Source organism: Deinococcus betulae, assembly GCF_020166395.1.
GTDB classification, from domain to species: Bacteria; Deinococcota; Deinococci; order Deinococcales; family Deinococcaceae; genus Deinococcus; species Deinococcus betulae.
In genome coordinates, this window is sequence record NZ_JAIQXU010000051.1 from 1 (window position 1) to 11813 (window position 11813).

Consider the following 11813-nt stretch of genomic DNA (forward strand, 5'->3'; position numbering starts at 1 on the left):
AGCGCGGGCTGCAGGGTATCGTGGGGGTGTCGGTTCCGGGTTGTCATCGCAGAAATACCCTACTGGAGCCGACTTTTCTCTTGCCTCAGGAGTTTTGGCTGGTAGTCAGCTCTCAGCGTCCCCTCTGGCCGCCGGCATCTGAACTGTCAGCGCGGCTTTTTCTTCGCCCAATCAGCGCGAGCGGCTCTGGCGACCTGATTTAGCGCCTCGCAACGGTTTGGCCTCTACACTCCCCTCATGTGGGCGCAGCACCTTCTGACCCTGCCGGCGCGGCGGCGCGGCTTTCACCTCATCACGCGGGAGGTTGCTGCGGCAGTGCCAGAACTGGCCCGGCTTCGCGTTGGCCTGCTCCACGTCTTTCTCCAGCACACCAGCGCCAGCCTGACCCTGAATGAAAATGCCAGCCCCGACGTGCCGCGGGACTTCGAGCGCTATTTCAATTATGCAGTCCCTGACGGCTGGCCGGCCTTCGAGCACACCCTGGAAGGTTCAGACGACATGCCCGCGCACATTAAGGCGAGTCTGCTGGGGCTAAGCCTGACCCTGCCGGTGCAGGGGGGCCGCCTGGCCCTGGGCACCTGGCAAGGCATCTATCTGTGCGAACACAGAGACGATGGCGGAGCGCGCCGGCTGGTGCTGACGGTACAGGGCGAGCTGCTGTGACGCGGCGCAGTGCCTTCTGCGCCCGCGTCCATCCCACGTAAACAAGTCCCGCTCCTTCCAGCCCCCTCTCGCTTACACTGAGGTACGGTGCTGCGCGCCGTGCTTTTTTTTGCCCCAACCAGGGACCGGAAAAGTAAGTCTGGGCGGCGCAGCATAAGGGGCAATACATGCCTGGAATTGCAATTGTGGGCGCCCAGTGGGGCGACGAGGGCAAGGGGAAAATCACTGATTTTCTCGCGCCGGAAGCCGAGTTCGTGGTGCGCTATCAGGGCGGGGCCAATGCCGGGCATACGGTCACGGCGAAGGGGCAGACCTTTAAGCTCAACCTGCTGCCCAGCGGTGTGCTGCACGAAGGCACCGTCAGTGTGCTGGGCGACGGCATGGTCATTGACGCCGACAAGTTCATGGAAGAGCGGCGCAACCTGCAAGCCGGTGGGCTGGACCCCGAACTGCGCATCAGCGACCGGGCGCACCTGGTCCTGCCGCACCACAAATATGTGGACGGCCGCAAGGACTTCGTGGGGACCACCGGGCGGGGCATCGGCCCGGCCTACGCCGACCGCGCCCGCCGAGTGGGCATCCGCTTTGGCGACCTGCTGGATGACCATGTGCTCTCAGAGCGTATCGAGCGCCTGCTGGAAGCCAAGCCCAACTCCACCCGCGACGCGGGGTGGACGACTGTTCAGGTGGCCCTAGACAGCCTGGCCCCCACCCGCGAGGCGCTGGCCCCCTTCATCCAGGACACGGGCGCGCAGCTGCGGGCGGCCATTGCCGAGGGCCGCAACGTGCTGTTTGAAGGCGCGCAGGCCACCTTGCTGGACCTGAACTACGGCACCTACCCCTTTGTCACCAGTTCTCACCCCACGGTGGGGGGCATCCTGGTGGGCGCTGGCGTGAACCACAAGGCCATCCACAAGGTCTATGGCGTGGCCAAAGCCTTCAATACCCGCGTGGGCCACGGTCCCTTTGTGACAGAAGTGCACGACGAAGCCGGCATTCTGCGCCTGCGCGGCGACGGCTCCAAGCCCTGGGACGAGTACGGCACGACCACCGGCCGCGCCCGCCGGGTGGGCTGGCTGGACCTGCACCTCCTCAAATACGCTGTGGACGTGAACGGCCTGGACGGCCTGGTCATCAACAAGATGGACATTCTGGCGGGCCTGGACATCATTCCCGTGTGCGTGGGCTACGGCTCCAGCGGCGAACCCCTGATGAAAGAGATGCCCGGCTGGGCCACCACCGACGGCGCCACCAGCCGCGCGACGCTGGCCAAAGAAGCGCAGGCCTACCTCGACCTGATTGAAGAGACGGTGGGCTGCCCAGTGGTCATCTTCTCGGCCGGGCCCGCGCGTGAACAGACCTACGGCCAGGTCAGCTGGACCTGAACACAGGTGGGGCGGTGGGGGCAGGCCTCCCGCCGCCTGAAAGCCAGCCGACAAGTGCCGCGAGCGGCGGTGAGGCACACTTGGGGGTCGTTCGGTAGACGGCTGGCCCGAGCAGAATGAGACGGACTGCCGTGTCTGTCACGCCAACACAACGGGCAAGAACCGATGTGCCACTTCCACGGCCGGAACTCTCTTTGCTCCTTCCTCCGGTTGGCTTTCGTCGTGTTTGTAAACGATTCAATCGGCGTCGGGATGAGCGGTCAAAGAGCCGTGGTGCGGGTCGTGAACTTCCTTTCCGGTGGTGTTCGGGGAGAGGAGGACACCAGACGCGCCCCGGCCGCCGTACACTCGCGGCATTCATCGCGGCGCCTGGCCTGCCGTGCGGGCGCCACCAAAGGAGTGACATTTTGACCACCGAACCCGTCATCAGTGCCAACGACGAGAAGCAGGAGGTGCCCGGTCTGAGCGCCCTGACGCACGAATGGCTTTCGGCCATCGGGGAAGACCCCGCGCGCGAGGGCCTGCTGCGCACCCCGCACCGCGTGGCCAAGGCCTGGAGCTTCATGACCGCCGGCTATCAGAAAACGCTGGAGGACGCCGTGGGGGACGCCGTGTTCGCCGCCGAGGGCAGCGAGATGGTGATCGTCAAGGACATCGAGTTCTATTCCATGTGCGAACACCACATGCTTCCTTTTTATGGGCGGGCGCATGTGGCTTACATCCCGGACGGTAAGATTCTGGGGCTTAGCAAGTTTGCGCGCATCGTGGACCTGTACTCGCGCCGCCTTCAGGTGCAGGAGCGCATTACCACCCAGATTGCCGACGCCACAGAGGCCCTGCTCTCGCCCAAGGGCGTGGCCGTGTTCATGGAAGGCGTTCACCTGTGCATGGCCATGCGCGGCGTCCAGAAGCAGAATTCCAGCACCACCACCAGCGCCATGCGCGGCCGTTTCCGCACTGACCCGCGCACCCGCGCCGAATTCATGAGCGCGGTGCAAGGGACCCTGCGAGGCCGGTAAACCTGTCTCCAGCATGTTTGTAGGTTCGCGACATGGGTTGGACGGCGTAGGACTCCCGCTGAGGGCAAATGTGTTCACTGGCAAGATCACTGTCGCCTACAATCCGGGTGCCTCTCTGTTCAATGTTGAACCGGTTACAACATGTGGTGCGGCGTGAGACTCGTGTAAGGGGCCACTGGGTAGGGTAGCTCGGGAGGACGTGCCGTGCTGCTCAATCTCTGCTTGCTGCTGACCTGCACGTTTCTGGTCAGTTTGACCTACCGCGAGTGGCCGGTCAGCCGCTCACGCAACGAACATGCCCTGCGGCTGCTGCTGGCCGGGATGACTACTTTGCTGCTGGTGTACTACACCGAGTCGGTGGGTGCGTTCAAGCTGGACCTGCGCTACGTGCCTATCGCCCTGATTACGCTGCGCTACGGCTTCCGGGCGGGGGCAGCGGTGGCGCTGCCAGTGGTGGTGTGGCGGCTGCTGGAATCCCAGAGCGGCGGCCTGGTGTCGCTGGTCAACACGCTGAGTGTCCTGGGGCTCTCCAGCCTGCTGCGCCCCACCCTGGATATGACGCGCCTGACCATGTGGGACTTCTGGAAGGTGCCCATTCCCTTTTTAGGGGTGGGCGCGGCGCTGTTTGTCGTGCCCGAATCACGCGGCCTGGGGCTCTTGGCCTACCCCGGCATGCTGCTGCTGCACAGCGTGGCCACCCTGCTCGTGCTGGGGGTGCTACACACTCGCCTGAAGCTCTTGCAGGTCACGCATGACCTGCGCCAGCAGGTGCTGACCGACGACCTGACCCGCTTGGGCAACCGCCGCCGCTTTGAAGAGGAACTGGCCCGGTTGGAGACTGGCGGCCACCTGGTGCTGCTGGACCTGGACGACTTCCGCCGCCTGACCGACACGCACGGCCCCGATGAGAGTGACCGGGCGCTGCGCTACGTGGGACAGGTGCTGCGCGACGCCGCGCCGGACCACAGCTTCCGGCTGGGCCATGATTCGTTTGCGCTGCTGCTGGACCAGCCTGAAGCGCAGGTGCGCGCCGTGGTGGCCCATATTCAGGCGCAGCTGGCCGAACCCGGCGCGGCGCCCTGGGCGGCCCTGACCCTGTCGGCAGGGCTGGCCACCCGCCTGACACGCGAGAAACCTGCCGAACTGATTCACCGCGCCGACGAGGCGCTGTATCTGGCCAAGACGAACGGGGGGGGGCGCCTGGTGGCCGTGGAGCACATGCCCCGGCGCCTGCCGGTCTCAACCCTGCCGGACCTGCGGCCCCGTTACTCGCTGTGGCAGGCGCAGCGCACCACCGTGGAACTGCTCTCGCAGCGCCGCCCCCTGACCAACGCCGACTGGCAGGAGCTGCTGCGGCTGGCGGTGGCCACCCTGGGCGACGTGAGCAGCGGCAGCCTGAATATCCGTCAGGGCGACACCTTTTTTATCCGGGCGGTGCAGGGCTATACGCCAGATCTGGTGGGCACGCCGCTGTCCGAGGTCTCGCAGGTCAGCTGGTATGGCCAGGGGCCAGAGGCGTGGCGCCGTGGGGTGCCGCGCGTGCGCCGCCGTCAGGATATCGGGCAGGTGTGGGCTGAGGCCGACGCCCGGCTGGGCACCGAGGAGCGCCAAGCTTTTGAGGAACTGGGCACCCGCAAGGCCCTCAAGGCCAGCCTGTGCCTGCCGGTGGTGCTGGGCGGCGAGGTCGTGGCCCACCTGAACCTGGAATCCACGGTGGCCGAGGACGCCTTTACCCAGACGGCCATTCAGGACGCCCAGGTGTTTGCCCAGCAGATGGCGGCGCTGCTGCAACTGCAGGAGCGCTGGCATGAACTTGAGCAGCTGGCGCGGCTGCACGGCGACCTGAATCTCAGCGCCGATGACCAGGCGGTGGCCGCTCAACTGGCCACGACGGCCCACGACCTGCTGCGCACCACCTCCACGCTGCTGCTGCGCTACGACGCGGCCCAGGACTGTCTGGTGCCGGCGGCGCAGGCCGGGCCTGCCCTGGGCCGACCCTCCACCCCGGCCCTGCTGCGCCGAGGCGACGGCTTGTCCTGGCAGGCGCTGGACAGTGGGCAGATTATTCGCGCTGACCGCCTGGCCGACGCCCCCGGCGCCCACCTGCAGCCGGACGGCAGTACCGCTGGCAGCGCGGTGATGGCCGTGCCGCTGCTCTCGCATGACCGTCAGCCGCTGGGCGCACTGTGCCTGCTGCGCCCGGCTGGCCGGCCCTTTCAGGCCACCGACGAGGCGCTGGCGGCCATGATCGCCTCGGTGGGCACCCGGGTGATGGAACGCGGCGCCCACCTGAGCGACCTGCGCGCCACCCTGGAAGCCTCGCTGAACATGCTGGGCGTGGCGCTGGAAGCCCGCGACCTGGAAACCCAGGGGCACACCCAGCGCGTGCGGGCGCTGGCGCAGCGCATGGGCGAAGCCCTGGCCCTGCCCGAAGAAGAGCTGACCGCCCTGCGCCACGGCGCCACCCTGCACGACATCGGCAAGCTGAGCGTGCCCGACACCATCCTGCTCAAGCCAGGCCGCCTGACCCCGGAAGAGCGGCGGGTCATGGAGCAGCACGCGCCGCTGGGCGCCGAACTGGTCTCGCGCATTCCCTTCCTGCACCCGCAGGCCCACGGGGTCGTGCGCTGGCACCACGAACGCTGGGACGGCGCCGGCTACCCTGACCGCCTGGCGGGCACCCAGATTCCGCTGCTGGCCCGCGTGTTTGCGCTGTGTGATGTCTACGACGCCCTGACCAGCGTGCGGCCCTACAAGGGCGCCATGACCCACGAACAGGCCCTGGGTATCATCATGGCCGGCAGCGGCAGCCAGTTTGACCCCGAATTGACCGTGCTGTTTGGGAAGGTGGTGCCGGCACCCGAAGGCGCACCCGGCGCGGGAATTCCAGCAGCGTAGAAGTTCAGCGTCCCCTGAGAGCAGCAGCCAGCGCCGTGGAGAGGATGATCCTTCATGCCGCTGGGGCGAGCAGACGGGCACAGAAAAGCGAGTCTCTGCGGCCCGCCAGCGCTCTTCGTGGGTCGTTGCCCGTCATCACGGCAACAGGAAAGCGCTGTGGGCGTCGGCTCTCCAGAGGCTTTATAGCTGCGCGTCTGGACCCGTCAGGCGCAGCGCGGCGGCGTGGAGCATCCGTACCCCGGCTTCCAGGCTGGCCTCGTCAATGGTGAAGCGCGGGTGGTGGTGTGGCCAGCGGCTGTCGGCCTCGTCGCTGCCCGAGCCGACGTTAAAGTACGCGCCCGGCGCCTTTTCCAGGTACGCGCTGAAGTCCTCGCCACCCATCGTGGGCCGGGCCTCGCGGAACTGCTCTGCGCCCACCACGTCCAGGGCGATGTCTTTCAGCTGCGCCGCCACCCAGTCGGTGTTAATCAGGGGGCGGTAACCAAATTCGTAGCGCAGGTCGTAAGTGGCGCCGTGGGCCTCGCAGACGCCCTTAATCACCCGCTCGATCAGCTGTGGGGCGCGCTCGCGCAGGGCCGGGTCGAAGGTCCGCACCGTGCCCATCAGCTCGGCGGTGTTGGGAATGACGTTGTGGGTCGTGCCACTGGCAAAGCGCGTGATGCTGACCACCAGCGCGTCCTGCGCGGCCACGTGGCGGCTGACCACATGCTGCAAGTTGGTGACCACCTGCGCGCCCACGGCGATGGGGTCCACCGTTTCTTCGGGGTGGGCGCCGTGGCCCCCCTTCCCGCGAATGGTCAGCTCAATCATGTCGGGGGCCGCCATGAAGGCGCCGGGCTTGACCGCCACCACACCAGCGGGCAGCTGGCTGTTCAGGTGCAGGCCCGTGACCACGTCCACGCCGCTCATCAGGTCGGTGTTCATGACCAGTTCCTCGGCCCCGCCTGGCCCAATTTCCTCGGCATGCTGGAAAATCATGCGCACTTCGCCGGGCACGTCCTGAGGATGCTCCGTGAGCAGTTTGGCAACGCCCAGCAAGATGGCCGTGTGTCCGTCATGGCCGCAGGCGTGCATGACGCCGGGGCGCGTGGAGGCGAACTCGAAGGTGTTTTCCTCGTGGATGGGCAGCGCGTCAATGTCGGCGCGCAGCAGCACGGTGCGGCCCGGCTGCCCGCCCTTCAGCACTGCCAGGACGCTGGTGGCGGTGGGCCGCGTGACCGTCAGGCCCGGCATCTGCTTCAGTTCGGCCTCAATGTAGGCCGACGTTTCGTGCTCCTGAAAGCCGACTTCTGGGTGCATGTGCAGATGCCGCCGCCACGCCATGAGCTGCTCTCGCAGCCCCGCCACCTTCTCCTGAATTGCGGTCATGGCCTTAGCCTAGCGCGCCTGGATGGCAAGCCAGCGGCCGTGAGACGAATAGCGTCTGCCATCCCGGACGAGCCGTGCGGTCCTGTTCGGAGGAAAGGCCTTGAAGGATAAGCAGAGGCACACCGGTGACGGAAGACCGGCAGGTCGGTAGGGTGAGGGCCTGGAGAGTGGACCCGCAGGAAGGCTGAATGGTTCCGTTTTCTCGGCTGCCAGAGCAGGGCGACCTGCCCCAGCGGACTGGAAGGCGCTGCTCTGGACTGTGGGACCAGACCTGAGCCTCATCCCCGCAACTTTTCTACTCCCCACCCCGTACTGGGCAGCATGAAAACGCGCACCCGTTCTAAAGGCAAACTGGGCCTGCTCCTGACCGCTGCTCCTGTCATCCTTGAACTGCTGGCCCTGGCCCGCAAGTCTGGGCGCAAAAGCAAGTACACCAAAGCGCGCAAGCGGGACCGCGCCCTCGACTTCGTGTTGAATCAGGCGCAGCGCAAACTGGGCGGCAAAAGCCGCAGCCGCCGCTGGTTCTAAACCGCTGCCTGTGCCGTCCCCGCCCTGACACCACGTTGGGGCGGGGACGCTCTGGTGTGAGACAGCCTCCGACCCCATCGTTTGCAAAAACGGTGCAATCCGAGCGGACCTAGCAAGATGCGCAGCAGAATCGGAGAGCTTTGCAGAAGAGCGAGAAGGAGAAAAACGGGTTCTGGGCGTGGAGTGTGCAGGGTCGGTCCTTTTCCGATTTGTTGGTGGTACAGACGGAATCCGTATGAGGCCGGTTGTGGGTCGGGCGGTATAACGCTGCTGGGTTAGCCCGCCGCGCAAGAGGGAACTGGGAACAGGCGCGCTCGCCCTCAAACCCGTCCTGGCTGACTCGGGGTACACTTGCCCCATCCAGGAGGTGAGTGCACCGTGAGGAAAGCTGTGGCCCCCGTGCCAGTGGACTTGGCACGCCGCGTGGTGGCGGCGCTGCGGCCCGTGCAGTCACGCCGCGCCGCCGCGCCGCAGCTGCTGTGGGGTGAGGCTGGCCGGGGCAAGACCCACCTGGCGCAGCAGGTGCTGGCGGCTCTGGGCTGCCGTACCCTGACCGTGCAGGCCGACGCCGCCCCCGCCGCATTGGCCGCCCTGGTGCCGGGAGCGGGCGGCTGGGCCGAGCGGCTGCTGCGCCGCGCCGCAGCGGGCGAGGCGCTGGAACCAGCCGCCCTGGCAGGTGCGCTGCTCTCGGCGCTGGGCACTCTGGCGCCCGTGGTCCTGCTGGTCGAGGACCTGCACACTGGCACCCCTGCCCGCGCGGCGCTGTGGACGGAACTGGCGCGGCAGTCGGCACGCACGCGGGGGGTGGGCGTGCTGGGCACCAGTCGGCAGCCGCAGGGTGAAGCCGACCCCTGGTGTGGCTGGCCGGTGCCCCCCCAGAGCCCGGCAGCACTGGCCGCCCTGCTGGAAAGGCAGGCGGACGCGCCCCTGCCGCCGGCCGCCGCCGAGTGGATTGCGGCGCGCGCCCAGGGCAACCCGCTGTTCGCCCTGGAATATTTTCGCCTGCTGACCCGCAGCCGCCAGCTGTGGAATGACGGCCAGGGCTGGCGGTGGCAAGCGCCGGGCGGTGACCCTCTGCCCGACACCATAGAGGCGCTGCTGGGGCAGGCGGTGCGCGTGGACAACCCCAGTGCCGAGGTGCTGCTGGGCGCCGCCGCACTGTTGAGCCCCGAACAGCGGGCGGACCCGGAAGTCTGGCGGGCGGTAGCAGGGCTGTCCGCACCGGCCTTTGCCCAGGCCCGCGACCTCCTGGAAACGCGCGGCCTGCTGGCCGGGCCACTGTTTGTGCATCCGCTGTACGGCGAGGTGGTGCGGCGTGACCTGCCCGCCGCGGTGCGCCGCACGCTGGCTGGCCGCGCCCTCCAGGTGCTGAGTGACCCCCGTGCCCGCGCGCCCTTTGTGCCCAGTGCGGCGCTGGATCCGGCCCAGGCGCGCGCCCTGCTGGCCCAGGCCGCCTACGCCGCCGAAGCGGCCGGCGCCGGACAGGAAGCCGCTGGTCACTGGGCTGCCCACCTGGCGACGCTGGCCCCGCCTGACCCGGCGCGGCCGTGCGCCGCCGTGCGCACGGCCCTGGCCTGGCAGCCCTACGACCCGGCGCGGGCCGAGGGCTACGCCGCGCTGCTGGACACCATGCCGCAGGCCACGCCCGAGCAGCGGCTGGACATGTGGCTGCTGCGCGCCGAACTGCTGTGGGAACAGGGCCGCCCAGCCGAGGCCAGTGCGCTGATGGCTGGCCTGGGGGGCGGCGCCCCTGGCCAGGCCCGCTGGCACCACAAACAGGTGCAACTGCTGGGGATGGGGCAGGACTTTGCCGCCGCCGCCGAGCAGTGGGCCGCTGCCTCCGACCTGCAGGCCGAGGCGCCCCCCGCCACGCTGTACGTGGTGGGCGACGCCCTGATGCGCCTGGGCCGGACGGACGAGGCAGCGGCGACCCTGAGCGGCGCGCTGGACCGGCGCGGCGTTGACCCGCTGGCCCGCGCCGAATTGTGGATGGCCTACGCTGGCGTGGCCTATCACCAGGGTCAGCCCGACCTGGCCCTAGAGCGCCTGAGCAGTGCACTGGCCCTGCTGGGCACGCTGCCGGGCGACAGCCCCGACCGCGACCTGCAGCGCGCCCGCGAACTGGCGGTGACCCAGCGTGCCTTTTTGCGGCTGGCGCAAGGCGACTACGCCGGGGCCGGGCAGGACTTTGCGGCGGCGGTGACGGCCACCGAGGTCCTGGGGAACCCCTACCGCCTGGCGCAGCGCGAGGCGTATCTGGGCTCTACCCTGGTGCAGCTGGGCCGCTACGACGAGGCCGAGGCCACCCTGCTGCGCGCCGCCGACGTGCTGGAGGCGCAGGGAGACCAGATGTACCTCGTGATGGTCGCCAAGCAGGCGCTGGTGACCCTGAATCTGGAGGCCGAGCGGCCACACGGCCTGGCCCGCGCCCAGAAACACGCCCGCGACGCCCTGCGCAGCGCCCGCGCTTCCGGGGCCGCCACCATTGTGGCCAGCGCCCTGCTGAGCGCCGCACGGGTGGAGGCCGCGCAGGGTGCCGAGGCGCCGACCCTGGCCCTGCTGGACGAACACGACCGCCTGGTGGGCACGCCGGCCGCCGACGCCCTGACGGTGCGCGGTCTGCTGCTAGAGCGGCTGGGCCGCCCGGCTGAAGCCGAAGCTGCCCTGGCCCGCAGCCAGGCGGCGCTGCGGGCCCAGGGCCAGACGGCGGGCGCCGACCTGGCGGCCCTGGCGCTGGCCCGCGTGCAGGGGGACGCGGCGGCCCTGCACGCCCTGCTGGCCCGTCTGGAAGCGCAGGGCGGGGGCCACGCGGCGGCGCTGACCCGCCGCGCCCTGAGCGAGCTGGGGGCGCCTGGCACGGCGGCAGCGCCGCCCCACCTCATGCCGGTGCCGGCCACAGCGGGGTGCCGCGTGGAGGTGCTGGGGCCTCTGCGTATGGTGGTCGGGGGCGAGGTGGTCCGCGTGGCCGGCGGGCTGCGGCGCGAGGTGCTGGCCCGGCTGGCCCTGGCGCGCCTGACCGGCCAGGACGGCCTGAGCGCGCGGGCGCTGGCCCTGGGGCTGCCCGACGACCCCGACGCCCAGACCGAGGCCGACGCCCTGAACCGGCTGCAACAGGTCGTGTATCACCTGCGCCGCGCGCTGGGGGCGGCCAGCGTGCGCACCACCCTGGGGGGCTACGCGCTGGGCGACGTGATGTGCGACGCCGAGACCTTCTTGCACACGCGGGACCTGGCCCTGTGGCGCGGCCCGCTGCTGGACGGTCTGGACAGCGAGCAGGGCGCCGACGCGGCCGACCTGCTGTATGCGGCGCTGCACAGTGCGGCAGACGCGGCGCTGGCCCATGACCCCAGGGAAGCGGCGCGCGCGGGCCGCATCCTGCTGCAGGCCGACCCCTATGACCGGGCGGCGCTGGCCCTGACCCTGCGCGCCCTGCGGGCCAGTGGCAACCGCAAGGGCGCCCTGGCCACATACCAGAGCGCAGCGGCGCGCTTTGCCGAAGTGGGGGAGACCCTGCCGCCCGCGTGGCAGGACTTTTTAAATCAGTGCCCCGCCGGGTAGGGCGACAGCAGGAGTCGGGAGTGGCGTTAGATCCCGCTTATCTGGTCTTGCTGTTCTTGCCGTGCCCAGGCCCTCCGACCGTGTTGGTCTGGGAGAGACCGAGCGGAAAGGCCTATCCAGCTCAGCTGCTGACCGTTTGAATCCGAAGCCTTTTGCGGCAGGGCACCGATGATCTCTCGAAGGTCCGACCGGAACATGCCAACGCCGAGGATCAGATCAATGGCTCAGAGGCATACAGGCACGACTCTGGAAATGCGCGCGAGGCGGCCCCAATCAGAGCGGAGTCCCCAACCCCGTTCGGGCACAGTGTCAGCCATACCGTGTCGGCAACTGCCCACTGTCTGCTCTGCGCCCATAACAGATGGAAGCCAGCTCAGCGGGCCTGAAACGTCTG

The 11813-nt window shown here is 68.8% G+C and carries 7 protein-coding genes; 6 read left to right on the plus strand and 1 reads right to left on the minus strand.

Annotation, left to right across the window (positions count from 1 at the left end; translation table 11 throughout):
- Window positions 1-237 precede the first annotated feature (237 nt).
- The 4 genes from K7W42_RS21935 to K7W42_RS21950 all read left to right on the plus strand — a co-directional run bounded on the left by K7W42_RS21935 (window position 238) and on the right by K7W42_RS21950 (window position 5965).
- Entirely contained in the window at window positions 238-663 is a 426-nt protein-coding gene (locus tag K7W42_RS21935) for a secondary thiamine-phosphate synthase enzyme YjbQ (RefSeq protein ID WP_224577455.1), read from the plus strand.
- A gap of 167 nt (window positions 664-830) precedes the next feature.
- A complete protein-coding gene (locus K7W42_RS21940) occupies window positions 831-2048 on the plus strand; it encodes an adenylosuccinate synthase (RefSeq protein WP_224577457.1) in 1218 nt (405 codons plus the stop codon).
- A 407-nt stretch (window positions 2049-2455) separates the two neighbouring features.
- Complete coding sequence (folE, locus tag K7W42_RS21945) at window positions 2456-3067, plus strand: GTP cyclohydrolase I FolE (RefSeq protein ID WP_439648877.1); 612 nt, start codon at window positions 2456-2458, stop codon at window positions 3065-3067.
- A 204-nt stretch (window positions 3068-3271) separates the two neighbouring features.
- Entirely contained in the window at window positions 3272-5965 is a 2694-nt protein-coding gene (locus K7W42_RS21950) for an HD domain-containing phosphohydrolase (RefSeq protein WP_224577459.1), read from the plus strand.
- A gap of 180 nt (window positions 5966-6145) precedes the next feature.
- On the opposite strand, the gene K7W42_RS21955 is transcribed toward K7W42_RS21950, so the two are convergent.
- Window positions 6146-7333, minus strand: a complete 1188-nt coding sequence (locus tag K7W42_RS21955) for a M20 family metallopeptidase (protein ID WP_224577460.1) — start codon at window positions 7331-7333, stop codon at window positions 6146-6148.
- Window positions 7334-7654: 321 nt separating this feature from the next.
- On the opposite strand from K7W42_RS21955, the gene K7W42_RS21960 reads away from it, so the two are divergent.
- Both K7W42_RS21960 and K7W42_RS23395 read left to right on the plus strand, forming a co-directional pair.
- On the plus strand, window positions 7655-7861 hold the full coding sequence (locus K7W42_RS21960) for a hypothetical protein (protein WP_224577461.1): 207 nt from the start codon (window positions 7655-7657) through the stop codon (window positions 7859-7861).
- A gap of 378 nt (window positions 7862-8239) precedes the next feature.
- Window positions 8240-11419 carry an AfsR/SARP family transcriptional regulator gene (locus K7W42_RS23395; protein WP_224577462.1) on the plus strand — a complete coding sequence of 1060 codons (3180 nt, stop codon included), beginning with the start codon at window positions 8240-8242 and terminating at the stop codon, window positions 11417-11419.
- Window positions 11420-11813 lie beyond the last annotated feature (394 nt).

Coding starts and splice junctions, on each gene's coding strand:
- K7W42_RS21935 (WP_224577455.1), top strand. CDS start 238: ATGTGGGCGCAGCACCTTCTGACCCTGCCGGCGCGGCGGCGCGGCTTT.
- K7W42_RS21940 (WP_224577457.1), top strand. CDS start 831: ATGCCTGGAATTGCAATTGTGGGCGCCCAGTGGGGCGACGAGGGCAAG.
- K7W42_RS21955 (WP_224577460.1), bottom strand. CDS start 7,333: ATGACCGCAATTCAGGAGAAGGTGGCGGGGCTGCGAGAGCAGCTCATG.
- K7W42_RS21960 (WP_224577461.1), top strand. CDS start 7,655: ATGAAAACGCGCACCCGTTCTAAAGGCAAACTGGGCCTGCTCCTGACC.